Source organism: Tsukamurella sp. II2bb, from assembly GCF_057815145.1.
Map to the genome: position 1 here is coordinate 1,085,621 of NZ_JBYPZI010000001.1, position 26,373 is coordinate 1,111,993.

At 72.7% G+C, this 26,373-nt stretch carries 29 protein-coding genes; 21 read left to right on the forward strand and 8 right to left on the reverse strand.

Going from position 1 to position 26,373, the window contains the following annotated elements; translation table 11 throughout:
- Nucleotides 1–48: 48 nt before the first annotated feature.
- Nucleotides 49–1,386, reverse strand: a complete 1,338-nt coding sequence (locus AC21LY_RS05700; protein WP_489045333.1) for a hypothetical protein — start codon at nucleotides 1,384–1,386, stop codon at nucleotides 49–51.
- 276 nt (nucleotides 1,387–1,662) lie between these two features.
- On the opposite strand from AC21LY_RS05700, the gene rplM reads away from it, so the two are divergent.
- From rplM to AC21LY_RS05735, 7 genes are all read left to right on the forward strand, one after another.
- Nucleotides 1,663–2,112: a 50S ribosomal protein L13 gene (gene rplM, locus AC21LY_RS05705; RefSeq protein WP_489045334.1), complete on the forward strand. Its 450-nt coding sequence runs from the start codon at nucleotides 1,663–1,665 to the stop codon at nucleotides 2,110–2,112.
- Complete coding sequence (gene rpsI, locus AC21LY_RS05710; protein WP_489045335.1) at nucleotides 2,109–2,612, forward strand: 30S ribosomal protein S9; 504 nt, start codon at nucleotides 2,109–2,111, stop codon at nucleotides 2,610–2,612. Before rplM ends, rpsI begins: the two co-directional genes overlap by 4 nt.
- A gap of 93 nt (nucleotides 2,613–2,705) precedes the next feature.
- Nucleotides 2,706–4,097, forward strand: coding sequence for a phosphoglucosamine mutase (glmM, locus tag AC21LY_RS05715; protein ID WP_489045336.1), 1,392 nt, complete (start codon nucleotides 2,706–2,708; stop codon nucleotides 4,095–4,097).
- Nucleotides 4,098–4,139: 42 nt separating this feature from the next.
- Nucleotides 4,140–4,829 carry an HAD family hydrolase gene (locus AC21LY_RS05720; protein WP_489045337.1) on the forward strand — a complete coding sequence of 230 codons (690 nt, stop codon included), beginning with the start codon at nucleotides 4,140–4,142 and terminating at the stop codon, nucleotides 4,827–4,829.
- A gap of 70 nt (nucleotides 4,830–4,899) precedes the next feature.
- Nucleotides 4,900–5,196 carry a hypothetical protein gene (locus tag AC21LY_RS05725; RefSeq protein ID WP_489045338.1) on the forward strand — a complete coding sequence of 99 codons (297 nt, stop codon included), beginning with the start codon at nucleotides 4,900–4,902 and terminating at the stop codon, nucleotides 5,194–5,196.
- 3 nt (nucleotides 5,197–5,199) lie between these two features.
- Nucleotides 5,200–6,888, forward strand: a complete 1,689-nt coding sequence (locus AC21LY_RS05730) for a hypothetical protein (protein WP_489045339.1) — start codon at nucleotides 5,200–5,202, stop codon at nucleotides 6,886–6,888.
- Between the two features lie 9 nt (nucleotides 6,889–6,897).
- A complete protein-coding gene (locus AC21LY_RS05735; protein ID WP_489045340.1) occupies nucleotides 6,898–7,080 on the forward strand; it encodes a hypothetical protein in 183 nt (60 codons plus the stop codon).
- Nucleotides 7,081–7,089: 9 nt separating this feature from the next.
- Here the strand turns inward: AC21LY_RS05735 and AC21LY_RS05740 are convergent, their stop codons facing one another.
- On the reverse strand, nucleotides 7,090–7,968 hold the full coding sequence (locus tag AC21LY_RS05740; RefSeq protein WP_489045341.1) for a dienelactone hydrolase family protein: 879 nt from the start codon (nucleotides 7,966–7,968) through the stop codon (nucleotides 7,090–7,092).
- Nucleotides 7,969–8,029: 61 nt separating this feature from the next.
- Between AC21LY_RS05740 and AC21LY_RS05745 the strand changes: the two genes are divergently transcribed.
- Genes AC21LY_RS05745 through tsaE form a run of 4 tightly spaced genes read left to right on the forward strand, consistent with a single transcriptional unit; the run spans nucleotide 8,030 to nucleotide 12,110 of the window.
- Nucleotides 8,030–9,436, forward strand: a complete 1,407-nt coding sequence (locus AC21LY_RS05745) for an NAD(P)H-hydrate dehydratase (RefSeq protein ID WP_489045342.1) — start codon at nucleotides 8,030–8,032, stop codon at nucleotides 9,434–9,436.
- A 12-nt stretch (nucleotides 9,437–9,448) separates the two neighbouring features.
- Entirely contained in the window at nucleotides 9,449–10,588 is a 1,140-nt protein-coding gene (gene alr, locus AC21LY_RS05750; RefSeq protein WP_489045343.1) for an alanine racemase, read from the forward strand.
- Nucleotides 10,585–11,658 carry an alpha/beta fold hydrolase gene (locus AC21LY_RS05755; RefSeq protein WP_489045344.1) on the forward strand — a complete coding sequence of 358 codons (1,074 nt, stop codon included), beginning with the start codon at nucleotides 10,585–10,587 and terminating at the stop codon, nucleotides 11,656–11,658. Before alr ends, AC21LY_RS05755 begins: the two co-directional genes overlap by 4 nt.
- Complete coding sequence (tsaE, locus tag AC21LY_RS05760) at nucleotides 11,655–12,110, forward strand: tRNA (adenosine(37)-N6)-threonylcarbamoyltransferase complex ATPase subunit type 1 TsaE (protein WP_489045345.1); 456 nt, start codon at nucleotides 11,655–11,657, stop codon at nucleotides 12,108–12,110. Before AC21LY_RS05755 ends, tsaE begins: the two co-directional genes overlap by 4 nt.
- Before the next feature lie 6 nt (nucleotides 12,111–12,116).
- Here tsaE and AC21LY_RS05765 read toward each other — a convergent pair whose 3' ends face one another.
- From AC21LY_RS05765 to AC21LY_RS05775, 3 genes are all read right to left on the reverse strand, one after another.
- A complete protein-coding gene (locus AC21LY_RS05765; RefSeq protein WP_489045346.1) occupies nucleotides 12,117–12,515 on the reverse strand; it encodes a type II toxin-antitoxin system VapC family toxin in 399 nt (132 codons plus the stop codon).
- A 187-nt stretch (nucleotides 12,516–12,702) separates the two neighbouring features.
- Nucleotides 12,703–13,335 (reverse strand): 4a-hydroxytetrahydrobiopterin dehydratase, encoded by a 633-nt coding sequence (locus AC21LY_RS05770; protein WP_489045347.1) that lies wholly within the window; start codon nucleotides 13,333–13,335, stop codon nucleotides 12,703–12,705.
- A 91-nt stretch (nucleotides 13,336–13,426) separates the two neighbouring features.
- Nucleotides 13,427–14,284, reverse strand: a complete 858-nt coding sequence (locus AC21LY_RS05775) for an alpha/beta fold hydrolase (protein ID WP_489045348.1) — start codon at nucleotides 14,282–14,284, stop codon at nucleotides 13,427–13,429.
- Between the two features lie 190 nt (nucleotides 14,285–14,474).
- Here AC21LY_RS05775 and AC21LY_RS05780 point away from each other — a divergent pair, with 190 nt between their 5' ends.
- Genes AC21LY_RS05780 through tsaD form a run of 4 tightly spaced genes read left to right on the forward strand, consistent with a single transcriptional unit; the run spans nucleotide 14,475 to nucleotide 17,249 of the window.
- On the forward strand, nucleotides 14,475–15,152 hold the full coding sequence (locus AC21LY_RS05780; RefSeq protein ID WP_489045349.1) for a TetR/AcrR family transcriptional regulator: 678 nt from the start codon (nucleotides 14,475–14,477) through the stop codon (nucleotides 15,150–15,152).
- Nucleotides 15,153–15,161: 9 nt separating this feature from the next.
- Complete coding sequence (gene tsaB / locus AC21LY_RS05785) at nucleotides 15,162–15,737, forward strand: tRNA (adenosine(37)-N6)-threonylcarbamoyltransferase complex dimerization subunit type 1 TsaB (RefSeq protein WP_489045350.1); 576 nt, start codon at nucleotides 15,162–15,164, stop codon at nucleotides 15,735–15,737.
- A complete protein-coding gene (rimI, locus tag AC21LY_RS05790; protein ID WP_489045351.1) occupies nucleotides 15,730–16,218 on the forward strand; it encodes a ribosomal protein S18-alanine N-acetyltransferase in 489 nt (162 codons plus the stop codon). The genes tsaB and rimI overlap by 8 nt, the downstream gene beginning before the upstream one ends.
- Nucleotides 16,215–17,249: a tRNA (adenosine(37)-N6)-threonylcarbamoyltransferase complex transferase subunit TsaD gene (tsaD, locus tag AC21LY_RS05795; protein WP_489045352.1), complete on the forward strand. Its 1,035-nt coding sequence runs from the start codon at nucleotides 16,215–16,217 to the stop codon at nucleotides 17,247–17,249. Before rimI ends, tsaD begins: the two co-directional genes overlap by 4 nt.
- Nucleotides 17,250–17,261: 12 nt before the next feature.
- Here the strand turns inward: tsaD and AC21LY_RS05800 are convergent, their stop codons facing one another.
- Nucleotides 17,262–17,723: a MarR family winged helix-turn-helix transcriptional regulator gene (locus AC21LY_RS05800; RefSeq protein WP_489045353.1), complete on the reverse strand. Its 462-nt coding sequence runs from the start codon at nucleotides 17,721–17,723 to the stop codon at nucleotides 17,262–17,264.
- Between the two features lie 61 nt (nucleotides 17,724–17,784).
- Between AC21LY_RS05800 and AC21LY_RS05805 the strand changes: the two genes are divergently transcribed.
- Both AC21LY_RS05805 and AC21LY_RS05810 read left to right on the forward strand, forming a co-directional pair.
- The gene (locus tag AC21LY_RS05805; RefSeq protein ID WP_489045354.1) at nucleotides 17,785–19,350 is read left to right on the forward strand and encodes an MFS transporter; all 1,566 of its coding nucleotides are present in this window, start codon (nucleotides 17,785–17,787) and stop codon (nucleotides 19,348–19,350) included.
- 47 nt (nucleotides 19,351–19,397) lie between these two features.
- Nucleotides 19,398–21,206 (forward strand): DUF2339 domain-containing protein, encoded by a 1,809-nt coding sequence (locus AC21LY_RS05810; protein WP_489045355.1) that lies wholly within the window; start codon nucleotides 19,398–19,400, stop codon nucleotides 21,204–21,206.
- Here the strand turns inward: AC21LY_RS05810 and AC21LY_RS05815 are convergent.
- Complete coding sequence (locus AC21LY_RS05815) at nucleotides 21,167–21,613, reverse strand: hypothetical protein (RefSeq protein WP_489045356.1); 447 nt, start codon at nucleotides 21,611–21,613, stop codon at nucleotides 21,167–21,169. The two genes, AC21LY_RS05810 and AC21LY_RS05815, sit on opposite strands and share 40 nt — an antisense overlap.
- Before the next feature lie 87 nt (nucleotides 21,614–21,700).
- On the opposite strand from AC21LY_RS05815, the gene AC21LY_RS05820 reads away from it, so the two are divergent.
- The 3 genes from AC21LY_RS05820 to groL all read left to right on the forward strand — a co-directional run bounded on the left by AC21LY_RS05820 (nucleotide 21,701) and on the right by groL (nucleotide 24,741).
- Nucleotides 21,701–22,543 carry a helix-turn-helix domain-containing protein gene (locus AC21LY_RS05820; protein ID WP_489045357.1) on the forward strand — a complete coding sequence of 281 codons (843 nt, stop codon included), beginning with the start codon at nucleotides 21,701–21,703 and terminating at the stop codon, nucleotides 22,541–22,543.
- A gap of 195 nt (nucleotides 22,544–22,738) precedes the next feature.
- On the forward strand, nucleotides 22,739–23,038 hold the full coding sequence (gene groES / locus AC21LY_RS05825; RefSeq protein WP_489045358.1) for a co-chaperone GroES: 300 nt from the start codon (nucleotides 22,739–22,741) through the stop codon (nucleotides 23,036–23,038).
- Between the two features lie 95 nt (nucleotides 23,039–23,133).
- Complete coding sequence (gene groL / locus AC21LY_RS05830) at nucleotides 23,134–24,741, forward strand: chaperonin GroEL (RefSeq protein WP_489045359.1); 1,608 nt, start codon at nucleotides 23,134–23,136, stop codon at nucleotides 24,739–24,741.
- A gap of 70 nt (nucleotides 24,742–24,811) precedes the next feature.
- Here the strand turns inward: groL and AC21LY_RS05835 are convergent, their stop codons facing one another.
- Nucleotides 24,812–25,114, reverse strand: coding sequence for a WhiB family transcriptional regulator (locus tag AC21LY_RS05835; protein ID WP_489045360.1), 303 nt, complete (start codon nucleotides 25,112–25,114; stop codon nucleotides 24,812–24,814).
- 493 nt (nucleotides 25,115–25,607) lie between these two features.
- Here AC21LY_RS05835 and AC21LY_RS05840 point away from each other — a divergent pair, with 493 nt between their 5' ends.
- Nucleotides 25,608–26,360, forward strand: a complete 753-nt coding sequence (locus AC21LY_RS05840; protein WP_489045361.1) for a hypothetical protein — start codon at nucleotides 25,608–25,610, stop codon at nucleotides 26,358–26,360.
- Nucleotides 26,361–26,373: the final 13 nt, after the last annotated feature.

Here is a 26,373-nt window from a genome sequence, read left to right on the forward strand (position 1 = left end):
TCACTCACGACCACTCCTAGTGACAGATGTAACAAGTGCAACGGGCGATCAGGGGAAATCCAGCGACGGCGTCTCCGGGTCCGGCTCCGTGTGGGTGAGCCGCAATTGCTCGGACTGCCGGTCCATCGGGCGTCGCTCGTACACCGCCGCGATGTCGCGGCCGTCGACCCGGCCGCTGATCGTCAGGCGGTCGCGGCCGGGCTGCGTGTACCGCAGCACCGTCTCGGGGCCGGACTCGGCCGGCTTGATCGTGAGCGTGGAATCGTCCACCTCGAGGAGCCAGGGCGTGACCCGTGCGGTGGAGTCCTGGGTGACGAAGGTGGTGAAGCGCTCGCCCGCGGACTCCCAGATCCCGCGGCCGCGGTACGTGATGGCCACGTTGATCCACGCCGGATCGGTCGCGAGGGTCGCCTCGCGGCGGTCCACCAGGAAGGAGGTCGCGTGCCAGGTCCCGTCGATCTCGCTGCGCGGCTCGGCGAGTGCGGCCTTGATCATGACGCCGGAGACCAGGCCGAGCCCGGTGATGCTCACGATGGCGAGCGCGGCGACGGTTCTCCCGGTGCGTCGCAGCCAGGTCCGGTCGGCGCCCGCGGCGGGCCAGATCGCGGGCGCGGGACCCGTGGCCCGGCCGAATCCGGCGCGGATCAGGTTCAGCCACTGCGGCGCGAGCAGCGCGACCGCGAGGAGCAGGAATTCGAGGCAGAGCCACTTCACCGGCACGTTGTAGAAGGTGTCCAGCAACAGCACCTGCACCATGGAGACGATCGAGCCGAGCGCTCCGAGGATCCAGGTGCGACGCGAGAGCAGGAGCAGGCCGGAGACCAGTTCGACGAGGCCCGTGACGATCGAGTAGCCGTCGGAGGCGCCCATGAAACCCCACAGCATGTTCATCCGGCTGATGTCGCCCGCCGGTTGCAGCGCGTAGGTGGGCAGCTCCATGTACGCCATCTGGGTGGGGATCGCCTTGCCCAGGCCGTAGAAGATCATGCCGCTCGCGAGCGCGATCCGGCCCACCTGCCAGAGCAACCCGGCGAGACCGCGGTACTCGCGCCGTCCCCGGTCCAGGACCGTCCACAGGGCGGTGATCAGCACCGCGACCACGGTCCAGCCGATGTGGTACTGCCAGATGCCCAGCGAATCGCCGGAGCCGCTGAGCGACGGCAGCTCCAGCTCGGTGCCCGTGACGAGCGCGCCGATCCTGGCGAACGGGCCCTGCACGACGGTCATCACCGGCGCGAGCTGCAGGCTGCCGAAGACGGACAGCAGGGTCAGGCCGCCGCCCAGCACGAAGAGCAGGCGGAAACCGATCAGCTGCGCGGTGGTCCAGGGGGTGGCCGGGTTCTCGGCCTCGGGCGCGTCGGGCGCCTCCACGGTCGGGGTGGTCATGGAAGGCAACGGTATTTCCGACGGTGCCCCCGACACATCCGGGAAAGCCCCCTACCGGACCCTGACGTTCGGCACCGTCGGGCACGGTGGTGGGCGAGCGGACCCGGCCGTTTTGACCTGCGACGGGGCGCCCGCGTACTCTGGTCCGCTGGTGTGTGGCGCCGCGCTGCCCTTCTCGAGGGCGATGCGGAGTCGAGTCCCGGGTCTCCGTTGGTCGCCGGGGGTGCTCTTGCCGCACATGGGACCGGCACCGAACCATCGAGCAGAGGATCTCCTGTGCCTACTTACACCCCGAAGGCGGGTGACGTGACCCGGCAGTGGCACGTCATCGACGCATCCGACGTGGTGCTCGGCCGCCTCGCCGTCGCAGCGGCCAACCTGCTGCGCGGCAAGCACAAGCCGACCTTCGCCCCCAACGTGGACGGCGGCGACTACGTCATCATCATCAACGCCGAGAAGGTCGCCCTCTCGGGCGCCAAGCTCACCGACAAGCGGCACTACCGCCACTCGGGCTTCCCGGGCGGCCTGAGCTCGCGCACCATCAGCGAGGTCCTCGGCTCCAAGAACCCTGAGCGCGTGGTGCAGAAGGCCGTTCTCGGCATGATCCCGAAGAACAAGCTGGGCAACGCCATCGGCGGCAAGCTGAAGGTCTACGCCGGCCCGAACCACCCCCACACCGCGCAGCAGCCGGTTCCCTACGAGATCAAGCAGGTGGCGCAGCAGTGAGCGACACGATCGAGAACTTCGAGGGCGACGCCGAGGTCGTTCTCAACGAGTACACCTCCGAGACCCCTGAGGCCGCTGCCGAGACCCGCGCTCCCCGTGGCCCCGTCGTCGTCGAGCGCCCCGTCCAGACCGTCGGCCGCCGCAAGGAGGCCGTGGTCCGCGTGCGCCTGACCGCCGGCACCGGCAACTTCGTGCTGAACGGCCGCACCATCGAGGACTACTTCCCCAACAAGCTGCACCAGCAGCTGGTGAAGTCCCCGCTGGTCACCGTCGAGCGTCTCGAGTCCTTCGACATCGCCGCGAACCTCACCGGTGGCGGCCCGTCGGGCCAGGCGGGCGCGCTGCGCCTCGCCATCGCCCGCGCGCTGATCGAGGTCTCGCCCGAGGATCGCCCCGCGCTCAAGCGCGCCGGCTTCCTCACGCGTGACCCGCGTGCCGTCGAGCGCAAGAAGTACGGCCTGAAGAAGGCCCGCAAGGCTTCGCAGTACAGCAAGCGCTGATTGCAGGCTCTCACCAGGGCAGGCACCCGCATCCGTGCGGGCGCCTGCCCTGGTCTCGTTTCCACTCGTTTCTTCTTCCGTGAGGTGTGATTCATGGGGCGTCTGTTCGGGACCGACGGTGTGCGCGGCCTGGCCAATAGGGACCTGACCGCTGATCTGGCGTTGCGCCTGTCCGCGGCCGCGGCGGCGGTGCTCGGCGCGCCGGCCGAGGGGTCGGGTGCTGCTGACGGTGACGCGAACGGCCGTCGTGACCCGGCGAAGGGCGGAAAGGGCGGAGCGCGGCCGTTCGCGGTCGTCGGCTGGGACCCGAGGGCATCGTCGGAGATGCTGTCGGCGGCGGTCTCCGCGGGCCTGACCAGCGCCGGCGTCGACGTGCTGCTGGTGGGCGTGATGCCCACGCCGGCCGTCGCGCACCTGGTGGCCGAGTACGACGCCGCGCTCGGCGTGATGATCTCCGCCTCGCACAATCCCATGCCGGACAACGGCATCAAGTTCTTCGCCCGCGGCGGGCACAAGCTGGAGGACGCGCAGGAGGACGCGATCGAGGCGGCGCTCGACGATCCCGCGCCGCCCCGTCCGACGGGCGCCGCGATCGGCCGTGTCAAGCGGGCCTTCGACGCCGTCGACCGGTACGTCGCGCACCTGGAGTCGGCGGTGCACGTCTCGCTCCAGGGGCTGAAGGTCGTCGTCGACGCCGCCAACGGTGCCGCCTCGACGGTGGCCGCGAAGGCCTACCGCGACGCGGGGGCCGAGGTGATCGCGATCCACGACACGCCGGACGGGCTCAACATCAACCGCGACTGCGGCTCGACGCACCTCGAGGGCCTGCGGGCGGCGGTCCTCGCGCACGAGGCCGATCTGGGCCTCGGTCACGACGGCGACGCCGACCGCTGCCTCGCCATCGATGCGGCGGGCCGGACCGTCGACGGCGACGCCATCATGGCGATCCTCGCCGTCGCCATGGAGGAGGCGGGCGAGCTCACCGACCACACCCTGGTCGCCACGGTGATGAGCAACCTGGGCCTGCACCTGGCGATGAAGGCCGCGGGCATCACCCTGCGGACCACCGCCGTGGGCGATCGGTACGTGCTCGAGGAACTGCGCACCGGCGGCTACGCGCTGGGCGGCGAGCAGTCCGGGCACGTCGTGCTGCCGGCCTTCGGTACCACGGGCGACGGGGTCCTCACCGGGCTCAAGCTCATGGAGCGGATGGCGCAGACGGGCTCGTCGCTGGCCGAGCTGGCCTCGGTGCTCACCGTCCTGCCGCAGGTGCTGGTGAACGTGAAGGTGATCGACAAGGCGGCGGCGATGGCCTCGTCGGACCTGGTCGCGGCGCTCGCGGCGGAGGAGGCGGCGCTCGGTGAGGCCGGGCGGATCCTGCTGCGCCCGTCGGGCACCGAGCCCCTGGTGCGGGTGATGGTCGAGGCGTCCACCGAGGAACTGGCGCGCGGCACGGCGGAGCGGCTCGCCGGTCTCATTTCCTGACGCGGCCTGTCGAAACGTTTTCATAACCGGTACCGTGTGGGTATGACCGGTTATGAGGGTGTGCTGTTCGACTTCTCGGGGACGCTGTTCCGGCTGGAGCCCGACCCGCAGTGGTTCGCCGGGCTCACGGGCGCCGACGGGCGCCCGCTCGACGACGCGGCGCAGGAGGAACTGCTGCACCGGATGACGGTGCCGGTCGGGGTCCCGGTGCCGATGGAGGGCGAGGCGCTGCGCACCTGGCACGCCCGCGACCTCTCGTCCGCCGACCACCGGGGCGCCTACCTGCACGTCCTCGAGCACTCCGGCGTCGCCGACCCGAGCGAGCGGGAACGGCTCTACGGCGAGTTCTCCAACCCCCTGAACTGGACGATCTACCCGGATACCGAGGTCGTACTCCGCGCGGCCCGGGACGCGGGTCTCAAGGTGGGCGTGCTCTCCAACATCGGCTACGACATCAGGCCGGCCTTCGCGCGCGAGGGAATCGCCGACCTGGTCGACGAGTTCGTGCTGTCCTTCGAGGCCGGGCACGCCAAGCCGGACCTCGAGATCTTCCGCATCGCCACGAGCGCCCTGGGACTGGCGCCCGAGCGGGTGTTGATGGTGGGCGACAGCGAGGAGGCCGACGGTGCCTCCCGCGCCATCGGTTGCGGGTTCGCGCAGGTCGAGCCTCTGCCCGTGGAGGCCCGCCCGGCGGGCCTGCTGACCGCCGTCCGGGGCACCGGGGCGATCTGACGGGAACCCGGAACCGATCCGCCCGCTGGTGCGTCCAATGAGTAGGGGACGTGCGAGCGAGGGGGTTCGGATGGGCACGAAGATCGACGCGGCCGCGGTGAGCAGGGCCGGTGCGGGCTACTCGACGGTGGCCGACAACCTCGGCACCGTCGCCGGCCGGATCCGCGGTTTCACCGCGGAGCCCGGGGACTTCGGGCGGAACTACCAGGCCGACGGCGGCGCCTACGCCGCCGTGATGGAGAGCCTGGCCACGGGTGTCGACGCCTGGCGCATGGGCGCGCGCTCCTGCGGCACCGGCCTGGCGAACTCGGCGAGCGCGCACGTCACCACCGATGCCGCCGGCGCCGCCGCCGTCACCGGGGCCTGAGTCGTGGCGGAGAAGACCGTCGATCAGATGCTCGACGGCGGGGCGAGCTGCCTGCAGTACTTCAAGGAGATGCTGGACATCGCGAAGGTGATCTCCAGCAAGTCGTGGCCGGATTGGCGCGACCACGTCTGTCGCACGTACGACAACGAGCGCGGCATCGATCTCGCCGCCCTGCGCGGCGACGCGGTCATGCTGCGGCAGCAGGCCACGGCGGCGCGGCAGGCGGCGACGGACCAAGCCACCGCGCGTTCCGGCGTCCAGACGGCGTGGCCGGACAACGCGGGCACCGCTGCCGTCGCCACGTTGACCGCGCACCAGAAGCGCAGCGAACCGGTGGCCGCGGTTCTGGAGAAGACCGCCACCGCCGCCGCGGCGGTGCCCGGCGCAGTGGCCGCCGCCGTCGCCGCGAAGGTCTCCGGACTCAGCGAATTCGACAAGGAGGCCTTCGGTCTCGGCGACGCCGGAACCGGCGACGGCCTCACGACCGCGGCGGCGGTGGGGGCCGTCCTCGTCAATCCTGTCGGAGGCATCGCGAGCGTGAAGCAGGCGCAGGCGTTGGTGGAACGCTTCGAGAAGCAGCTGGCGGAGGACCTCACCCGCTTCAACGAGATCATCGCCACCTGCGTCTCGTCGGTGCAGGCCGCCTACGCCACGGTGCCCGCAGCAGCGACGGGGATCGACTCGACCGCCTTCCCCGCCCCGTCGTTCGGCAGCATCACCGGCCGGACACAGGACGTGCCCGGCGGCGGGAACGGTGGTGGGAACGGTGGCGGAGGCAGGGGAGGCGGAGGAAGCGGCGGCAGCGGTTCGCCGGGCTCGGGAAGCCCCACGTCGGCGAGCCCGTCCACCGCGAGCCCGACCGGCGCGTCCCCGACGAGCCCCACCCCGTCCAGTGCCGCTCCGACCGGCGCGAGCCCGACGAGCCCCACGTCGACCAGCCCCGCGGCCACCGCTCCGTCGAGCGCGACGCCGAGCGGGACGCCGGGTGGGATGCCGAGCGTGGGCACCGGGGCGGGTAAGGACAGCGGCTCGTCGTGGCTCTCGCAGTTGCTGCCCAAGATCGCCGAACAGCTCGGTCTCGGCGATAAGGACAAGGGCGACGGGGACAAGACCGCGGACAAAGCCGGCAAGGACGCCGGCAAGGACGGTGAGGACACCGACAAGGGCCCGGGCAAAGGCCGGACGGTGCTCGGCACGGACGCCCTCGGCCGCACGGTGACCGCCGTACTCAGCCCGGACGGCACAACGGTGGAGGTGACCGCCAAGAAGCCGGACGGCACCGTCGAGAAGGCGACGCTCAAGGTCGGCGCGGACGGCACGCTGACGCCGCTCGACGCGAAGGACAGGGCCGGCGCGACCGTGCCGGGCACGAACCCGCCGGGCGAGGGCCAGCCGGGGCCGAACAAGCCCGTGGCGGGGACGAGCGCCCCCGCCGGCGCCACGCCCAGCGTGGGTCAGGCCGGCGCGCCGGGAACGCCCGGCGGAAACGCCCCGTCGGGAGTTTCCCCGGCGGGTGGTTCCGCCGCGGGGGCGGCACCGTCGGTCGCGCCGGTCGTACCGCCGGCCGCCCCGTCGGGGAAGCCCGTTCCCGGGCCGCAGTCACCGGCCCCGGCGCCGGACGGGGAACCGTGCCCGCCGGAGGAATCCGCTGAGCAGGGGAGCGGCGCCGAGTTCGCGACCAGCGCGCCCTAGGAGCCGGTGATGACCAGCAGTGATCCGAAGCCCGAGGACCACGCCCGCGCGGTGCGCATCGCCGCGCGCCGCGACCTGTACGACGACCTGTTGCGGGCCGCCGGTGTGACCCTGCCGGCGGCGGAGATCACGCAGCCGATCCCCGTGATCGCGCATGCGGACCTGCCGCTGTCCTGGCTCACCGCGGATTGAACGCGGGAATCAGACCAGGCTGCGCAGGCGCTGGAGCGCGCTGGGCTGCTCGGGTTCCGCGTTCGGATCCCAGACGAAGGAGCTCTCGCCGAGATCCGCGCCGGGCTCCGCGAAGGCCTTGTACTCCTTGTCACCGCCGAGCCCGCCTAGCAGGTAGCCGGTGAGCAGGGCGCGGACGATCTTCTGCGTCGTCTTGTCGGCGCCGCCGGCGCCCAGCGCACCCCGGACGGAGATCCCCTCGGCGAGCCCGCCGGGCTCGGTGTCCGGGACGAGCCGCAACTCCGACGGGCCCGCGTAACGCAGCGACAGCACGCCGGCGTTGGAGGACATCGAGTGTTCGTCGCCGGCGGCCGCCAGGATCTGTGCGGTCGCGTGCGTCTCGGTGGCGGCCTTCTCGGCCCGGGGAGACGTGGGTGCGGGGAACAGCGCCGACAGCCACTCGATGCGGGGGTCCGCGGCGGCGGCGATGAGCGCGGCGCCGGTGCCCCAGCCGTGCCCGACGACGGCGCGCTTGGCCTTGTTCACCGTGATCGCGCCGTCGCCCAAGCGGACCTCGGTGATCACGTCGAGTGCGGTGCCCAGGTCGATCGCGAGGCGCCCGTCCGAGGCCAACACCCCGCCCTCGGTGTCCGGGGCCGCGACCACGAGGCCCCAGGAGGCGAGGTGCTGCAGCGTCCCGGCGTAGCGCCTCGCCGGGGTCAGCCAGTCGTGCGCGAAGGCCACCGCGGGCAGGTTCGAGCCGCTCTCGGGCGTGTAGATCGCGCCCAGCAGCCCCGCAACGCCCAGGTCGCCCTTGAGCACGCGGTGCGGCCCGCGGCGCCGCAACTGCTTCACCAGCTTGTTCGCATCCGTCACGCCGCTCACGTTAGCGGATGAACGACGTCGCATGCCGGGCTCGGCGGTCCGCGTCACGCGCTCGCGTGCGTGGACGCTGCCGTACCGTGGCGGCGTGCGGCACTATCACCTTCCCGACTCCGTGCGCGCGGCGGAGAGTTCCCTGCTCGCTGCGTTGCCCGCGGGCGCCCTCATGCGTCGGGCCGCCTACGGCCTCGCGCGGGTCTGCGCCGAGGAGCTGGCCACCCGCACGGGCGGCATCGCGGGGCGCCGGGTCACCCTGCTCGTCGGCTCCGGCGACAACGGCGGCGACGCCCTGTTCGCGGGCGCCTTCCTCCGCAGGCGCGGCGTGGCGGTGGAGGCGGTGCTGCTGGCCCCCGACCGCGCCCACGCGGCGGGGCTGCGGGCTCTGCGCCGTGCCGGCGGCCGCGTCGTCAGCGCGCCGTCCCGGCCCGACCTGGTCGTCGACGGCATCGTCGGGATCAGCGCGCGCGGGGCGCTGCGGCCCGACGCCGCGGCCCTCGTCGCTGCGATCACGGCCCCGATCGTCGCGGCGGACACCCCGTCGGGCGTGGATGTGAACACCGGCGTCGTCCACGGGCCGGCCGTCGCGGCGGCGGTCACCGTCGCCTTCGGCGCCCGCAAACCCGTCCACGCCCTGAACCCGGCCCACTGCGGCCGCGTGGACCTAATCGACATCGGCCTGGGCCTCGGACCGGGCGAGCTGCGCTCCTACGAGGACGCCGACCTCGCCGCGCTGTGGCCCGTCCCCGGGCCCGCCGACGACAAGTACAGCCTCGGCGTACTCGGTGTCGTCGCCGGGAGCGAGAGGTACCCCGGCGCCGCCGTGCTGGCGACGGGCGCGGCGATCCGCGCCACGTCGGGCATGGTCCGGTACGCGGGCACCGCCCGCGATGCGGTGCTGGCCGCCTGGCCCGAAGCGGTCGCGAGCGAGGACGTCGCGGCCGCGGGCCGCGTGCAGGCCTGGGCCGCCGGTCCCGGGATGGGCACCGACGGTGCCGCGGCGGACCGGCTGGCCCGGGTGCTCGACCAGGACCTGCCGACGGTGCTCGACGCGGACGCGCTCACCCTGCTCGCCGAACATCCGGGTCTGCTGGCCGGGCGCACCGCGCCGACGGTCCTCACGCCGCACGCCGGGGAGTTCGCCCGGCTCGTCGGCCCCATCGGCAACGACCGGGTCGAGGCGGCCCGCGAGGCGGCGCGCGAGTTCGACGCGACGGTACTGCTCAAGGGGCACGTCACCGTGATCGCCGCGCCGGACGGGACGGCGGTCGCCGACACCGCGGGATCGTCCTGGGCCGCCACACCCGGCTCCGGCGACGTGCTGACCGGCCTCGTCGGCAAGCTCCTCGCGTCGGGGCTGGCCCCGCTCGATGCCGCCGCCTGCGCCGCGCGGGTGCACGGCCTGGCCGCCGCCCGCGCCGCCGACGGCGCACCGACCCACGCCTCCGCGATCAGTGCGGCCGTGCCGGACGTGCTGCGCGAGAAGCTCGCCGACTAGGCTGACGGTGCCATGAACTCACAGATCCCGGCGTCCGGGCTGGACCGACTGACCGCGCAGATCGACCTGGGTGCGGTCGCGCACAACACGCGCGTCGTCGCCGAGCATGCGCCGGACGCGGCCGTGATGGCCGTGCTCAAGGCCGATGCGTACGGCCACGGCGCGCTGCCCGTCGCCCGCGCCGTGCTCGCCGGCGGTGCCACCGAGATCGGGGTGACCACCATCGACGAGGCCCTCGCCCTCCGCGAGGCCGGGGTCACGGTGCCGCTGTTGAGCTGGCTCAGCACGAGCGGCTACGAGCGGGCGATCGACGCGGACGTGCGGATCGGCGTGAGCTCGCCGCGGCAGCTCGCGGCCGTCGTCGCGGCCGCGAAGGCCGTCGGGCGGCCCGCGACGGTGCACGCGAAGGTCGACACGGGCCTGAACCGCAACGGCGTCGCCCCGGACGAATGGCCCGCGGTGCGGGACGCCCTGGTCGAGGCCGAGCGGGCCGGCGCCGTCGAACTGCAGGGCCTGTTCACCCACCTCGCGCACGCCGACGAGCCCGAGCATCCGCACCTCGACGTGCAGCGCGAGGCGCTCGCCGCCACCGTCGCCGACGCGCGGGCGCACGGCCTGCGGCCCACGCAGGTGCACGCCGCGAACTCCGCGGCCGCGCTGACCCGCCCCGACCTGCACTTCGACCTGGTCCGCCCCGGCATCGCGCTGTACGGCGGGATCCCGGTGCCCGGCAGGGACTTCGGCCTCCGGCAGGTGATGACCTTCGCGGCGCCGGTCATCCTGATCAAGCGGCTCCGCCGGGGCGACGGCGTCAGCTACGGGCACACCTGGATCGCTCCGCGCGACACCGTCGTCGGGCTGATCCCCGCGGGCTACGCCGACGGCGTCTGGCGGCCCCTGAGCGGGCGCATCGAGGTCGCGATCGGCGGGCGGCGGTTCCCCCAGGTGGGCCGGGTCTGCATGGACCAGAGCGTGATCGACCTCGGGCCCGATGGTGGCGGCGTCTCCGAGGGCGATACCGCGGTGCTGTTCGGCGACGCGCCCGCCGCCGACCGCGCCTCCGACTGGGCGGAGTTGCTCGGCACCATCGACTACGAGGTCCTCACCGGTGTCCGCGGGCGCGCGGTGCGGACGTACACGGGGGCAGTGTGAACAACGACGATCGCGGCCGGATCCACATCCCCGCACGCGTGCCCGGCCCGGCCCTGCTCGCGGGCCTGAGCACGGGCGTCGCCGTCGCCGTCCTGACGGGGATCGCCACCGCGGCAAGGGTTCTCGGGGTCCGCGGGGCCGGCGACGACCCCGTCACACCCGACGACCTGGTGTTCCGGTCGGACCGGGAGACGATCGTCATGAGCGACGACGGGGTCCCGCTGCACGTCCGCGAGGTCGGTCCCCGCACCGCGCCGGTGACGGTGCTCTTCGTCCACGGCTTCACGCTGCGCACCGCGTCCTGGGTGCTGATGCGCAACGAATTGCAGGCGCGGTGGGGCGACGATGTCCGGATGGTCTTCCCGGACTGCCGGGGCCACGGGGACTCCGGCGCGTGCACCCCCGAGCAGAGCACCGTCGGGCTGCTGGGTGACGACATCGCCACCGTCATTCGGACGCTGGTTCCCGAGGGGCCGGTCGTCCTCGTCGGACATTCGATGGGCGGTATGGCGATCTGCGCGCTGGCCACCGGGCACCCCGAGTTGATCGGGTCGCGCGTGGTCGGCGCGTCGCTGCTGGGCACCGCCTCGCACGCGCTGACGGACGTGGGACTCGCCGCCGCCCTGCGCAATCCGGTTCTCGACGTGGTCCGGGTCGCGATCCGCTTCCTGCCCTCGGTGGTCGGCCGCGGACGCGAGGTGATCGCGCCGCTCGCGGCGCCCTTCGTGACCGCCGGCGCCTACGCGCCGGGTGACCGGAGTGCCACGATGACGGACTTCTCCTCGACCATGAGCCTCACGGCGCCGCTCGCGACCTATGCGGGTTTCATGCCCGCGCTGGAGGACTACGACGAGCGCGGCGCCGTGCCGGTACTCCGCCGCATCGAGACCTCGGTGGTGTGCGGCGACCACGACTGGATGACGCCCCTGCGCAAGTCGAAAGTCCTTGCCGAGGAACTGGATTCCGAACTGATCGTGCTCACCGAGACGGGGCACATGCTCATCCTCGAGTCGGCGCCGCGGGTCGCGCGCGCAGTCGCCGACCTGGTGGCGCGGGCGGTCGCGCGGTGAACGCGGGGCCGGTGCACGGCGAGCGGGTGCTGCCCGAGGTCGAGGACACCGAGGCCCTCGGCCGGGAACTCGCGGCGCAGCTGGCGGCCGGTGACCTGGTCATCCTCGACGGTCCGCTCGGGGCCGGGAAGACGGCATTGACCCGCGGGATCGCCGCGGGGCTCGGGGTGGTCGGCCGGGTCTCGTCGCCCACGTTCATCATCGCCCGCGAGCATCGCGCCGGGGTGCCGGGCGGGCCCGGGCTGGTCCACGTCGACGCCTACCGGCTGGGCGGGCTCGACGAGCTGGACGCCCTCGACCTCGACACCGACCTCGAGGACTGCGTCGTCGTCGTGGAGTGGGGCGAGGGCATCGCGGAGCGTCTCACGGACCGTCATCTCCTGGTGCGGCTGCGCCGGGCGGAGGGAACCGACGTGCGCACCGCCACCTGGGAGTGGGTCGACGGGGCCTGATCGCACTTACTCCGTGGGGAGGGCCGAGGCGATGCCGGTGTGCGAGAAGTCGTCTCCCTTCCAGAGCAGTGGTTCACCCGCGTCGATCGCGAGGGCGTAGGCGAAGCAATCGCCGAAGTCGAGCTTCGCCGGGTGGCCACTGCCGCGGCCGACGTCGCGATAGGCCTGCCGAGCGAGCGCTGCGTGGTGGTGTGTGACCGGCTCGATCGTGATTCCCGATTGGGCGAGAAGCTCGTCGAGGCGCCGCGCGATGACCGGATTGAGAGTGGAGTCCGCGATTATGCCCGCCTCGAGATAGTTCCCCGCAGACATTCGGCCCGACCGTAAGCTGAGTGCCAGGGCGTAACGGTGAGCATCCGGATCGTCCGCCAGCACCGCGATGACAGCTGAGGTGTCGACGATCATCGGGGCAGGCCCGTCTCCTCGTCGTAGAGCTCCGCGTCGAAGTTGAGCATGCGGGCGCGGTCCTCCGGCGTCAATCGACTCGCCGCGTCCCGGCCGATCGCGAGGATCCGTTCCGCGCGATCGACGGCGAGGAGTTCCCGGAGCTTCTGGTACCTTTCTCCCCGATCCTGGTACCGGGGTACCCGTGCTAATCGCGGCCCGCGACGGTGCAGATGCAGGCGTGGTTGCCCTGGGCGTCCGCCAGCACCCAGAACGAGGGTGCCTCGTCGTCCGAGACCAGCCGGCCGCCGGCCGCGATCGCGGCGTCGATCCGGCTGCGCGCCTCGCGCGGATCGACCCACACGTCGAGGTGGAACCGCTGCCGTGGGGTCTCGTGCGGTTCGGTGCGCTGGAACCACAGGATCGCGTCCGCGCCGTGCGTGCGGACCTCGATGCCGTCCGCGTCGTCCTGGATCTCGGCCCCGAGCAGCGCCGACCAGAACGGCGCGATCTGTGTGGCGTCGTCCGTGTCCAGGCCCAGCTCGACGACCGTGAGCTCGCCGGGGCCGGCGCTGATCTCCCGCTCCCGGGCGATGGCCGAGAACCGCGCCGCGAGCTGCTGGTCCCGGTCGGTGACGCCGCCCGTGTCGTGGCTGTAGAGCAGCACGTCGACGGTGCCGTAGCGCAACGTGATGTCCGGGTGGTGGTTCGCCGCCTCGGCCGCGGCGGCGAAGGCCGTGACCAGTTCGAGGCCCGCCGCGAAGTCGCGGGTGCGGAACCGGGTGCGCAGGCCGCGGACCAGGGGTGCCCAGTCGGGGAGGGGGTCGGAGTTCTCGTTCATGACTCCATCGTGGACCCGCCCACTGACAGGAACGGACGAGAACGAAAAGATCTGCTCCCTCCGTCCGGGCGCCGCTGATGCCGAGGGAGTGCTACCCGATCGCCGCGATGTCGATGACGGCGTCCGCGACGGCCGCCGGGGCGTCGAGGGAGACGAAGGTGCGGGCGCCGTCGACCTCGACGAACCGCACGCCGCCGGGCCTGTCGTCACCGAAGGCGGCGGCGAGCCGGCGGCCGAGCGCGGGCGTGAAGCAGCGGTCCGCCATGCCCCAGACGATCGTCACGGGCCCGGGGAAGTCGCGCATCGTGGGCGAGATCCGCGCCAGGTCCGACGGGTCGATCCGGGCCAGGAGCGTCGCGAGGTCGGTGCGGATCTTCGCGGCCACCCGGGCGGGGCGCACCCAGGACGCGGTCACGCCCGGGTCCGGATCGGTGACGAGCAGTCCGAAGCCGAGCGGCGAGTGCCGCAGGGCGACGGACCGCATCGTCGTCATCAGCGGCCGGACCAGGGACCGGCGCCGCAGCAGCGCGAACAGCGTCGCGAAGGGCTGCGGCGGAAAGGTCTCGAAGGCGTCGCAGTTCGTGAGCACCACCCGGCCGACGAGCTCGGGTCGCTCGTGCAGCAGGTACTGGCAGATCGCGCCTCCCGTGTCGTTGCCGACGAGGGTGCACCCGGCGATGCCCTGCTCCTCGATGAAGGCGGCGACCATCCGGGCGACGCCGCGGGGACCGTCGGCGACGGCGTCCGGGCAGGCGATGCGGTGCGAGCCGAGCGGCCAGGTCGCCGACCAGCAGCGGTGCCCCGCCGCGCCCAGGGTGCCGGCCACCCGATCCCACAACTGCATGTCGACGAGCGCGCCGTGCACGAACAGCACGGGCGGACGGTCGGTGGTCTCGGGCCCGTAGACCTGGAAGTGGACAGTGCCGGAGGGGAGCGAGGAGAGGCTCATGCCGGACCTCCCGACGGTGCCGCCGCCGTGCCGGCGCCGGCCTCCGCGGCTGCGTCGAGGTGGGGTGCCGCCGTGGTGACGGCCTTGGTGACCAGGTGCAATCGCCGCATGGCGCGCCCTTCCGAGGGTCGGGGACTACTGTACGGAGCGCAGTTACGAACACTCGGTATGAAAGTTACGTGCAACCTGTATGAAAGTCAATGATGAGGAGCGGGGCGGCCGCCGCACCCAGGCGGAGCGCACCGCCGCGACCCGCGCCGCGCTGATCGGTGCCGCGCGCTCCCTGTTCGCCGAGCACGGCTACGCGGGCGTCGGCACCCAGGCGATCGTCGCGGCCGCGGGCGTGACCCGCGGCGCGCTCTACCACCAGTTCGGCGACAAGCGGGGATTGTTCGAGGCCGTCTTCGACGCGGTGGAGGACGAGTGGATCGGCGGCGCGGCGCGGGCCGTCGCCGAGGCGGGGGAGCTGCCGCCGGTGGAGACCATGCTGGTCGGCGTCGACGCCTTCCTGGCGGCGATGTCGGCGCCCGGGATCACGCGGATCACCATGATCGACGCGCCCGCCGTGCTCGGCTGGGAGGGCTGGCGCGCCCGCGGCGAGAAGTACGGGCTCGCCGTGATCTCCTCGCTCCTCAGCCGGGCGATGGAGACGGGGGCGATGGTGCGGCAGCCCGTGCGTCCGCTGGCGCACGTCCTCCTCGGGATGCTCGACGAATCGGCGCTCTACATCGCCCGTGCCGACGATCCGTCGGCGGCGTCGACCGAGGTGCGGGCGGTCATCGCGCAGTTCATTCGTGCCCTGGCGTCGGCGACCTCGTCGCCCGGGGCGGTGTGCGCGGATTCGGGGACGGACACGCCGAGGCGGTAACCTGCAGATATGTACGTGCTCGCCCTGGACACCGCCACGCCGGCGCTCACGGTGGGCATCGTCGACGCTGCGACCGGCGCGGTGCTCGCCCGCCGCGACCGCACGCACGCCCGTGGTCACGCCGAGGTCCTCGTCCCGTACCTGCTCGAGTGCCTCGCCGAGGCCGGACTCGCGCGCACCGATCTCGGCGCGGTCATCGTGGGCTGCGGCCCGGGACCGTTCACGGGCCTGCGGGTCGGTATGGCCACCGGTGCCGCCTTCGGTGATGCGCTCGGCATCGAGGTGCACGGCGTGTGCAGCCTCGACGCCATCGCGCACGGCGAGGCGGGGGAGGTCGTCGTCGTCACCGACGCCCGGCGCAAGGAGGTCTACTGGGCCCGGTACTCCGACGGTGCCCGCACGGCCGGGCCGGGCGTGATCAAGCCCGCGGACCTGGAGACCGACGGTGCGCGAGTCGTCGAGGGTTCGCCCACGCCGGCGAGCCTCGTCGCGGTCGGGAAGCACCTGCTCGGCACCGAGCCGCAGCCGCTCGTGCCGCTGTACCTGCGCCGCCCCGACGCCGTCGAAATGGCCTCGCGTGCCTGAGATCGCGATCGGGCCGCTGCGGCCCGACGAGGCCGCCCGCTGCGCGGAGCTCGAGACGATCCTGTTCGAGGGTGACAGTCCGTGGCCCGCATCGGCGTTCACCCCGGAACGACACACCCGCTTCTTCGCCGCCCGCGACGAGAACGCGGGCGGCCGGCTCGTCGGCTACGCCGGCATCGGCCTACTGGGCAACACCTTCTTCCCCGAGTCCGAGGTCCTCACCATCGGCGTCGACCCCGAATACCAGGGCGCCGGAGTGGGTTACGCCCTGTTGCGCACGCTCCTGGGCGAGGCCGACCGGCACGGTGGTGCCGTTTTCCTCGAGGTGCGCACGGATAACGACGCCGCCCGGAACCTGTACGAACGCAACGGATTCGTCACCGTCGGGGTGCGGAAGAACTACTACCGGCCCTCCGGAGCCGACGCCTACACGATGAAGCGGGAGCCCGCCGCTAGAGAGCCGGAGGAGGCTGCGCAGTGATCGTCATGGGGATCGAGAGCTCGTGCGACGAGACGGGAGTCGGCATCGTCGAGTGGGATCCGGAATCGAAGACTGCGCGCCTGCTCGCCGACGAGGTGGCGTCGTCCCAGGACGAGCACGCCCGCTACGGGGGAGTCGTGCCCGAGGTCGCCTCGCGCGCCCACCTCGAGGCCATCGTCCCGACCATGCGTCGCGCCCTCGCCGCAGCCGATATCGACCGGCCCGATGCGCTCGCCGTCACCATCGGCCCCGGCCTCGCCGGCGCCCTGCTCGTGGGCGTGGCGGCCGCGAAAGCCTATGCGGCGGCGTGGGACGTGCCCTTCTACGGCCTCAACCACCTGGGCGGGCACGTCGCCGTCGACACCCTGGAGCACGGCCCGATGCCGCCCTGCATCGCGCTGCTCGTCTCCGGCGGGCACACGCACCTGCTGCACGTGACCGACCTGGGCGCCCCGATCGTCGAACTCGGCACCACGGTGGACGACGCGGCGGGCGAGGCCTTCGACAAGGTGGCCCGCCTCCTCGGTCTCGGCTACCCTGGCGGCCCCGTGATCGACCGGCTGGCGCGCGACGGCGACCCGAACGCGATCCGGTTCCCGCGCGCGATGACCCGGCAGCAGGACGCCCGGCACGACTTCTCCTTCAGCGGGCTCAAGACCGCCGTCGCGCGGCACGTCGAGGCCGAGAACGCGGCGGGCCGTCCCCTGAACGTCCCGGACATCGCCGCGTCCTTCCAGGAGGCGGTCGCGGACGTCTTGACCTTCAAGGCGATCCGCGCCGCGCAGGACGTCGGTGTGGAGACGATGGTGCTCGGCGGCGGCGCCACCGCGAACTCCCGCATCCGCTCGCTGGCGCAGGAGCGCTGCGACGCCGCGGGCATCGAGCTGCGCGTGCCGAAGCCGCGGCTGTGCACCGACAACGGCGTGATGATCGCGGCGCTGGGGGCGCACGTCATCGACGCGGACCCGACGCCCACCGACCTCGGCGCGGCGACCGACCCGGGGCTCTCGGTGACGCTGACGAAGCTCTAGGGTGCGGCCGGCTCAGGCCTCGTCGCCGCAGAGGTAGTCGCGCATCCCGCACCCGGCCGATTCGGCGCGCAGCACCGCCCGTTGCGTCGGCCGCGCCGCCGCGTACCGCTCGCGCCCGAGGTCGGTGATGGCGGTGAACACCGACCGGCGGTCGCTCTGGCACATGGTGCGGAGGGCGAGCCCGTCCTTCTCCAGGCGCGCCACCAGCCGCGACAGTGCGGACTGGGACAGGTGCACGTGCTCGGCGAGATCGGCCATGCGCACCTTGCCCTGGTCGGTGGCGTGGGCGCGGGCGAGCTGTTCGAGGACCTCGAACTCCGACGACGTCAGGTCGTGGGCCGACAGTGCGCGGTCGAGGGCGCAGGTCATCCGGGAGTAGTCGCGCATCAGCCGGTGCCACTGCTCCGCCAGCGCGTCATCCGCCGGGGTGCAGGTACTCGCGTCGACCGGAGCGACGTCGCCTTTGACGCTCATGTCCGCAGTGTACACCGGACCGTCGCAAAATATTCCTCAGCATTAAATGTGGACACATTTAATGCGTGCGCATAGAGTCATCCGTGTGACTACGACACACGAACCCCCGACAGCACCGTCGAACCCGAACCCCGGGCGGGAAGAGCTCCACGTCACCACGGCGTCCGGCTGGACCTCCCGCACCTGGCTGCTCCTGCTCGTCCTGTGCGGCGCCCTGTTCCTCGACGCCCTCGACATCTCGATGGTGGGTGTGGCACTGCCCTCCATCAAATCCGCGCTCGGCATGGAACCGTCCGCGCTGCAATGGATCGTCTCCGGCTACGTCCTCGGCTACGGCGGCCTGCTGCTGCTCGGCGGCCGCGCGGCGGACCTGCTCGGGCGACGCCCCGTCTTCCTCGGCGCCGTGCTGGTCTTCGGCGTGGCCTCCGTCGCCACGGCCTTCGTCGACCTGCCGGCCGCGCTCATCGCGCTGCGCTTCGTCAAGGGCGTCGCCGCGGCCTTCACCGTGCCCGCCGGACTGTCGATCATCACCACGACCTTCGCCGAGGGGCCGGCCCGCAACAAGGCCTTCTCCATCTACACGGTCGCCGGCGCATCCGGCTTCTCGATGGGCCTCGTCTTCGGCGGCCTGCTCACCGAGGTCTCCTACCGGCTGACCCTGCTGTTCCCCGGCCCGATCGCGCTGGCGCTCGTCCTCCTGGGCTGGAAGGTCATCCCGCGCACGGCACCGTCGGAGACCTTCACGCTGCGGCGCTTCGACGTGGCCGGCGCCGTCACGTCGACCGGCGCCCTGCTGATCCTCGTCTACACGGTGGTCCAGGCGCCGCACCTCGGCTGGGCCTCGCCGACGGTGCTCACCCTGTTCGCGGCGTCCGCGCTGCTGGCCGTCGCCTTCGTCGTGATCGAGGTCAAGCACCCGCACCCGCTCGTGCGCCTGTCGATCCTGAAGTCCGTCCGGCTCGTGCACGCCAATCTCGCCGGCTTCGTCATGTTCGGCGGCTACGCGGCCTTCCAGTTCCTGGTCACGCTGTACGTGCAGGACTCCCTGGGCTGGAGCCCCGTCGCCATGTCGCTGGCCTTCCTGCCCGCGGGCCTGCTCGTGGTAGCCTCGGCCACCAAGATCGACGCCGTCCTCGACCGCGTGAACAGCACCGTCCTCGTCGCTGTGGGCCTCACCGCCTTCCTCGGCGCGTACGTCTGGTTCCTCCGGGCGGAGGCGGGGGCCAGCTACTGGCTGTTCCTGTTCCCGACGATCCTGCTGCTCGGCGTCGGCTTCGCCCTCACGTTCCCGGCCGTGAACTCGCAGGCCACCGAGGGTGTGGACGACGACGAGCAGGGCCTCGCCTCCGGTCTGCTCAACACCTTCATCCAGGTGGGCGGCGCCGTCATGATGGCCGTCGTCACGGCGATCACGACCAGTGCCGGCACGCAGGCCCTCCCCGGGCAGCTGCTGCCGGGGATGACCACCGCGATCGCCGTCGTCGTCGGGCTCACGCTGGTCGGCCTCGCCGGAACGGTGTCGGTTCTCGCCCTGTCCCGCCCCCGCCGGTCCGACGGTGCCGCCCCCGCCGAGGTGCGGAGCGCCGGAGCGGACGGCGCGGAGGTGGGAAGTACCGCCGCGAACTGAGTAGTCCTACGCTGCCGCGCCGCACTGAGGCGCGGCAGCGTAGGGGTATGTCACAGACGACCTCGCAGACCGATCTCCGGATCGCCCGTCTCGCCACCGAACTCGACATCACCGTCCGGCGGCTGCAGTGGATGCAGGCCGAGCTCGGTGCGATCCAGGGCCCCGGGGCTCGGAACCCCGCGGTGCAGGGCGCCGTGGCGCCCGTCCTCATGGCTGCCGCGGCCCGGACCGCGCCGGCGCAGGCCGGGCCCGTCCCGCAGGCCCGGCCCGCGCCGCACCCCCGGCCCGCGCCGCCCGCGGCGCAGCCCTTCCCGCCGGCGATGCGCCCGGCACCCGTTCCCGCCGGCCCTCCGCGCCCGCCCGTTCTCACCATCGGGCGGGTGCTCGCGGGGGCCGGCGTCCTCGTGACACTGATCGGCGTCGCGCTGCTCCTGGTCCTGGCGGCGCAGGCCGGGCTGCTCGGCCCCGCGGTCCGGGTCGGGCTCGGCGCGACCCTCGCCGCGGGCCTGCTCGGGTCGGCCCTGTGGCTGCACCGGCGCCCGGGCGGCGGGGTCGGGGCCGCGGCCCTCGCGGCCACCGGCATCGCCGCCGCCTACCTCGACACCGTCGCGGTGACGGGGATCTACGAGTGGGTGCCGCCGGTCGTGGGCCTCACCCTCTCCGGGCTGATCGCCCTCGGCGGGCTCGGGCTCGCCGCGCGCTGGCGCAGCCAGTGGCTCGGCGTGGCGCTGTTCGCGCCGGTCTACGCGCTCGCACCGCCGCTGGCCGACAACGCCTACCTGCTGGGCGGCTTCACCCTGATCCTCGCGATCGCCTCGATCGGCGTCTCCCGTCCGGCCGCGTGGCCGTGGCTGCACGTCGTCCGCTCCGCCGGTACGTCGCTCACCCTCGCGGTGCTCGCGCTCGGGGCGGGCTCGGCCGATGCGCTGCCGATCCTCGGCGGCACGGTGCTCGGCGCGGTGGTCGGCCTGCTGGCCGCCGCGGACGCGCAGGCCCGGGCCGGACGGTGCCGGCCGCTCCTGGCCGCGGGCGTGGTCGCCGTGCTGCCCGTGCTGCTCGCGCTGAACGTCGCCCCGGCCTGGGCGGCGGCCGCCGGTGCCCTCGCGCTCGTCGCGTCGACGGTGGCCCTCGGGTTGCTGCCCGGTACGGCACCGTCGGTCCGCGCCGTCTGGTTCGGGCTCGCGGCCTTCGCGGCCCTGATCGGCGCGGTGATCACCGTGCCCGCGGCCTCGCTGCCCGCCGTCGTGCTCGCGCTCGGAATCGGCGCGCTCGTCGCCGCCGGCCGCGAACCGTCGGCCTGCTGGGCCGGCGCGGCGCTGGGCGGCGTGGGCCTCGTCCTGGCGCTCGTGGAGTACGGGCAGACGGTGACCCTGCTCGACGAGGCGGCCCGCCGCGGCGCGGGCGGCCTTCCGGCCCTCGCGGCCGCCCTCCTCGCACTCGTCCTCGCGGTGGTCACCGCGTGGCGCGTGGTGCCGCGGGTGTCCGCGGAATCCCGGAGCCTCGTCGGTGTGATCTGCGGCGTCGCGGCGCTCGGCGCGGCCACCGCGCTGCTCGCGAACGTCGGCTGGGCGCTCGGCGGCGCGGAGGGCGCGCGCTGGGGCCACGGCCTCGCGACCGTCGCCTGGATCGCCACCGGTGCGTACCTGTTGCTGCAGCGGCGCCGGCAGTGGGGAGCGGCGGGGAGCGTCGCCGGGCTCGTGCTGATCGGCGGCGCGGTCGCGAAGCTCTTCCTGTTCGACCTCGCCGCCCTCGACGGCGCCGTGCGGGTGATCGCGTTCCTGCTGGTGGGCGTCACCCTCCTCGGAGTCGGCGCCGCCTACGCGGCCCGGTCCGACCGCCCGCGTCGCGCCGCCTGACGGGATCGCAGGACCCCGGCGGCGGCGTCCGCCAGCCCGATCGTCGCGTACGCGCCGGTGATCGCCATCATCCGGCGACCGGCGCGGCGCGACTCGGCGTCGTGGGCGGCCGCGAATCGGGCCAGCCCGTTCACGGTGTCGACCACATCGATGAGCAGGCCGAGGCGGCGCCAGCGGGCCCGGGCGCGGGCGTCGCCGGTGACGTAGCCGAGCCCGATCGCGAGGGCCCGAACACCGAACACTCCGATCAGGTAGTCGGTGTGGGGTGCGCCCGGCGACGGGGCACCCGCGACCCGGAGGTTGGTCCGCGGAGCGAGCACCGCGGCGGTGCCCCAGGCGATGCGGCCCACCGCCATCGCGGTGAAGGCGGGCGAGAGCCGGTCGGAGGTGGTGATCGTGGTCGTCATACCGACGAGTCTCGTGGTGGGTGGATCGGGCGTCGATTACCTACGAGGTAATGCGATCGCCTACCGACCGGCGCTAGCGTCGAGACCGTGACGTGCGGCGAGATGATCCGGGACTGGCGACTGCGGCGCCGCCGGACCCAGCTCGACGTCGCGCTGGCGGTCGGCGTCTCCGCCCGCCACCTGAGCTTCGTCGAGACCGGTCGCGCGCGACCGAGCCGGCGCCTCGTGGCCGCGCTGGGGGAGCAGCTCGACATGCCGCTCGGCGCGCGCAACGAGGCGCTGCTGGCCGGCGGGTTCGCGCCGGTGTACACCGCGCACGGCCTGGACGACGCGCCCATGCGGCCCGTGCGCGCGGCGCTCGAGACGGTCCTCGCCGCCCACGAGCCCTATCCCGCCCTGGTTCTCGGCGCGGGATTCGATCTGGTGACGGCGAACGCCGGGGCCGTGCTGTTCGTCACGGGCGTCGACGCGGCACTGCTGGCTGCGCCGCTCAACGTCATGCGGCTCACGCTGCACCCCGACGGTCTCGCGCCGCGCCTGCTCGACCACGCGCAGGTGCGCGATTCCGTGCTCGCCAGGGTGCGGCGCAGCCACGAGCGCACCGCCGACCCCCGGCTCCGTGACCTGTACCGCGAGCTGAGCGGCTACCCGGCGCCCGCGGGCACCGTCGAACCCGATCCCGCACCCGGCGTCTTCGTGCCGTTCCGGATGCGGGACGTCGACGGCGCCGAGCTCGCCTTCGTCAGCACCCTCACCACGTTCGGCGCCCCGCACGACGTGGTGCTCGAGAGCCTCGTTCTCGAGGCCTTCTACCCGATGGACGAGGCGACCCGCCGCCGGCTCGACCGCGCCGCGGGCCGGCGGGACGAGCGGATCGAGGAGGCCCTGGAGCGGGCGCCGCACCTCGCGCAGTACCGGTCCCTCCACTGATTCGTATCACTCCCACCGATCGGCGTGTGTAGGACCGCCCTTGAGTGCTAGCACTCCCATCGGTAGAGTGCTAAGTGGTTCGTGCGGACGGGGTGACACCCGGACGCACAGGTGACGCCGGCACCCGCGACGACGGCTGTGACTTTCGGGCCACTCAAACATGAGAAGAAGATTTTCCACACATGGAGGCGAACTGTGGCGAGCGTGAACATCAAGCCGCTTGACGACAAGATCCTGGTCAAGGCCGCCGAGGCCGAGACCACCACCGCGTCGGGTCTGGTCATCCCGGACACCGCCAAGGAGAAGCCGCAGACCGGCACCGTCGTCGCCGTGGGCGAGGGTCGCGTGACCGAGCAGGGCAACCGGGTCCCCACCGGGATCAACGAGGGCGACACCGTGCTGTTCAGCAAGTACGGCGGCACCGAGTTCAACTACAACGGCGAGGAGTACCTGGTGCTCTCCGCGCGCGACGTCCTCGCCGTCATCGGCAAGTAACGGCGCACACGTGCGAATTCCGGACCGCTCCGCCCCTGGGATACAGCGGGTCGGGGCGGTCCGGCCGTTTCCGCAGAGCTTAGGAGCTTTGAAACATGGCTAAGCAAATCGCATTCGACGAGTCGGCGCGCCGCAGCCTGGAGGCCGGTGTCGACGAGCTCGCCGACGCCGTCAAGGTCACCCTCGGCCCCCGTGGCCGCCACGTGGTGCTCGCGAAGGCCTTCGGCGGCCCCGTCGTCACGAACGACGGCGTCACCATCGCCAAGGAGATCGAGCTGGAGGACCCGGTCGAGAACCTGGGCGCCCAGCTGGTCAAGTCGGTCGCCACCAAGACCAACGACATCGCCGGCGACGGCACCACGACCGCCACCGTGCTCGCACAGGCGATCGTCAAGGAGGGCCTGCGCAACGTCGCGGCCGGCGCCAACCCGATCGAGTTCGGCAAGGGCATCGGCGCGGCCGCCGACAAGGCCTCCGAGATCCTCATCGCACAGGCCACCCCCGTCGACGGGGAGCGGGCGATCGCGCAGGTCGCGACCGTCAGCTCGCGCGACGAGGAACTGGGCACGATGATCGGCTCGGCGATGACCAAGGTCGGCGCCGACGGCGTCGTGACGGTCGAGGAGAGCTCGGGCATCGAGACCGACGTGGTCGTGACCGAGGGCGTGCAGTTCGACAAGGGCTACATCTCCCCGAACTTCGTCACCGATCTCGAGGAGCGCAAGGTCGTCTTCGACGACGCCCTGGTGCTGCTGGTCCGCGACAAGATCACCTCGCTGCCGGACTTCCTGCCGCTGCTCGAGAAGATCCTCGAGACCGGCAAGCCGGTGCTCATCGTCGCCGAGGACGTCGAGGGCGAGCCCCTGTCGACCCTGGTGCTCAACACCCTGCGCAAGACCATCCGCGCCGTCGCCGTGAAGGCGCCGTTCTTCGGTGATCGCCGCAAGGCCTTCCTCGAGGACCTCGCCATCGTCACCGGCGGCACCGTCATCAACCCCGACCTCGGCATCACGCTGGCCACGGCGGGCATCGACCTGCTGGGCAGCGCCCGGCGCGTCGAGGTGACCAAGGACACCACCACCATCGTCGACGGTGGCGGCACCTCGGAGGACGTCAAGCAGCGCGCGGCGCAGATCAAGGCCGAGATCGAGAAGAGCGACTCCGACTGGGACCGCGAGAAGCTCTCCGAGCGCCTCGCGAAGCTGGCCGGCGGCGTGGCCGTGATCCGCGTCGGCGCGCACACCGAGACCGAGCTCAAGGAGCGCAAGCACCGCGTCGAGGACGCCGTCTCCGCCGCGCGCGCCGCGGTCGAGGAGGGCATCGTCTCCGGCGGCGGCACCGCCCTGGTCAAGGTCAGCGCGCAGCTGGCCGACCTCGAGGACGGCGCCGAGGGCGACTTCAAGCTGGGCGTGCGCGCGTTCCGTCGCGCACTGACCGCCCCGCTGTTCTGGATCGCCACCAACGCGGGCGAGGACGGCGCGGTCATCGTCAACCAGGTGACCGAGACCGGCAAGGGCTTCAACGCCGCGACGCTGGCCTTCGGCGACCTGATCGCCGACGGTGTCATCGACCCGGTGAAGGTCACCCGCAGCGCCGTGGTGAACGCCGCGTCGGTGGCGCGGATGATCCTCACCACCGAGGCCACCGTCGTCGACAAGCCGGCTGAGGAGCCCGCGGACGCGCACGCGGGCCACGCGCACTAGCGCTCGACGCCACCGCGAAGTACGAAAGCGCCCCCGACCCGAGGTCGGGGGCGCTTCGGCGTTCCGCGGGTCAGCCCGCGATGCGGCTCGGCTTGACCCGCGCCTTCGAGGTAAGGGCGGCGCGCTCCGATTCCGACAGGCCGCCCCAGATGCCGTAGGGCTCGGCGACCGCGAGCGCGTGCGTGCGGCACTGCGTGAGGACGGGGCACGAACGGCACAGTTCCTTGGCGCGCCGCTCCCGCTGCGCCCGGGCCCGGCCGCGTTCTCCGTCGGGATGGAAGAAGACCGAGCTGTCCACGCCGCGGCACACGCCATGCATCTGCCAGTCCCAGAAATCGGTGTTGGGACCGGGCAGTTCGTTGGGTTGAGGCATGCGCATTCTCCAAACACTCGGCGGGCTCGCGGGCGTGGAAACGTCTTTGTTCCTCTCGCGCCTTCACCGTAAGCATTTCGCTAGGCGAAGGTCAACCCGTTCGGAGGAATCCCCGAGGGGATTCGATCACAGTGAGAATTAACATCGTGTTCATCAAAGGGGCGGCGGCGTGCGTCCGGCATTGCGATCACGGGCGCCGGCGCGACCGGTGGAACCATGCAGGTCGAGGCATGTTTCGTATTGTCGTACGCCGTTTCGATGTAGCCTTCCCGGGAGGCCCGAATGCGGGAATCGAGGTACGCGTCGTCGACACCCGCGCCGCCGAACGTGGCCTTCGGATCAATGTCGCTACTGCAAAATACGGAAGGTTAAATCTTTGGAAACCGGACACGCGGGCACACTCACGGCGGACCTCCTTCGCCGGGCTTTCGGGGCGGACTGCGGTCCGCCGGGGTGTCTCGATCGACCCGCGGGGCGGGCGTGGTTGCGGGCCGTGGCGCTCGCGGGGTCCGGGCGGTTCGCCGCCGCCCGAGCGCTCACCGCGCGCATCGCCGACGGTCCCTTCGCCTCGGCGGCGCGTTGTCTGGAGGCTTCGATGCTGCGCCAGTCCGGGCGCCACCGCGCGGCGAGCGGGTTCGACGGTGCGGCACTGTCGCTTGCGATCGCGCATTCGGAGGAACCCGCATCGGATCTGACGGTGGCCCTGGCGGTCGACGCGACGGTGGGGCTCGCCGCGGACGCCCTGGGAAGGACGCGGTATGCGCTGAGCGCTCGGCTGCTGGCGCGGGCCGACGAGCGGCTCGAACTCCAGGGGAACGGGGCCGAGCCGGTGGACGCGGACCGAGCGGTACCCGCCCCCTGGTGGACGGTGCCCCGGGCGCGCCTGCGCCGCGACTGGGTCGCCGCGGAACTCGCCGTCTACTCCGGCGATGCCGACGGGGCGGCCGCGGCGGTCACGGCGCTGTTGGAGGCCGATCCGGGGGAGGCGCGCCCTCGTCATCACGCCAAGACCCTCCTCATCGCGGGGGCCGCGGCGATGGCGTCCGGAGACCGCGGACGCGGCGAGGAACTTGCCACGAAGGCCTACCAGGTGGCCACGGGCGCGGCGCTGAGTCCACTAAGGTGGGCCGGTGCACGAATCTTGACCGGCTCGTCGGGAGAGGGGGAGAGGGCGGCCATGGCGACGATCGCGGCTGCCCTGGAGGCGGATTGGATCCGTGACGGTGCGGATCTGGCAGGGATGTAACGGCGGAATGCAG

What these genes read in the sequence shown, in the direction of transcription:
- AC21LY_RS05810 (WP_489045355.1), top strand. Translation starts at nt 19,398, where the DNA reads ATGTCACAGACGACCTCGCAGACCGATCTCCGGATCGCCCGTCTCGCC.
- AC21LY_RS05700 (WP_489045333.1), bottom strand. Translation starts at nt 1,386, where the DNA reads ATGACCACCCCGACCGTGGAGGCGCCCGACGCGCCCGAGGCCGAGAAC.
- AC21LY_RS05815 (WP_489045356.1), bottom strand. Translation starts at nt 21,613, where the DNA reads ATGACGACCACGATCACCACCTCCGACCGGCTCTCGCCCGCCTTCACC.
- tsaB (WP_489045350.1), top strand. Translation starts at nt 15,162, where the DNA reads ATGTACGTGCTCGCCCTGGACACCGCCACGCCGGCGCTCACGGTGGGC.
- AC21LY_RS05735 (WP_489045340.1), top strand. Translation starts at nt 6,898, where the DNA reads ATGACCAGCAGTGATCCGAAGCCCGAGGACCACGCCCGCGCGGTGCGC.
- AC21LY_RS05765 (WP_489045346.1), bottom strand. Translation starts at nt 12,515, where the DNA reads ATGATCGTCGACACCTCAGCTGTCATCGCGGTGCTGGCGGACGATCCG.
- groL (WP_489045359.1), top strand. Translation starts at nt 23,134, where the DNA reads ATGGCTAAGCAAATCGCATTCGACGAGTCGGCGCGCCGCAGCCTGGAG.
- AC21LY_RS05780 (WP_489045349.1), top strand. Translation starts at nt 14,475, where the DNA reads ATGAAAGTCAATGATGAGGAGCGGGGCGGCCGCCGCACCCAGGCGGAG.
- AC21LY_RS05835 (WP_489045360.1), bottom strand. Translation starts at nt 25,114, where the DNA reads ATGCCTCAACCCAACGAACTGCCCGGTCCCAACACCGATTTCTGGGAC.
- alr (WP_489045343.1), top strand. Translation starts at nt 9,449, where the DNA reads ATGAACTCACAGATCCCGGCGTCCGGGCTGGACCGACTGACCGCGCAG.
- glmM (WP_489045336.1), top strand. Translation starts at nt 2,706, where the DNA reads ATGGGGCGTCTGTTCGGGACCGACGGTGTGCGCGGCCTGGCCAATAGG.
- AC21LY_RS05725 (WP_489045338.1), top strand. Translation starts at nt 4,900, where the DNA reads ATGGGCACGAAGATCGACGCGGCCGCGGTGAGCAGGGCCGGTGCGGGC.
- AC21LY_RS05805 (WP_489045354.1), top strand. Translation starts at nt 17,785, where the DNA reads ATGCGTGCGCATAGAGTCATCCGTGTGACTACGACACACGAACCCCCG.
- AC21LY_RS05775 (WP_489045348.1), bottom strand. Translation starts at nt 14,284, where the DNA reads ATGAGCCTCTCCTCGCTCCCCTCCGGCACTGTCCACTTCCAGGTCTAC.
- AC21LY_RS05740 (WP_489045341.1), bottom strand. Translation starts at nt 7,968, where the DNA reads ATGCGACGTCGTTCATCCGCTAACGTGAGCGGCGTGACGGATGCGAAC.
- AC21LY_RS05770 (WP_489045347.1), bottom strand. Translation starts at nt 13,335, where the DNA reads ATGAACGAGAACTCCGACCCCCTCCCCGACTGGGCACCCCTGGTCCGC.
- AC21LY_RS05800 (WP_489045353.1), bottom strand. Translation starts at nt 17,723, where the DNA reads ATGAGCGTCAAAGGCGACGTCGCTCCGGTCGACGCGAGTACCTGCACC.
- AC21LY_RS05720 (WP_489045337.1), top strand. Translation starts at nt 4,140, where the DNA reads ATGACCGGTTATGAGGGTGTGCTGTTCGACTTCTCGGGGACGCTGTTC.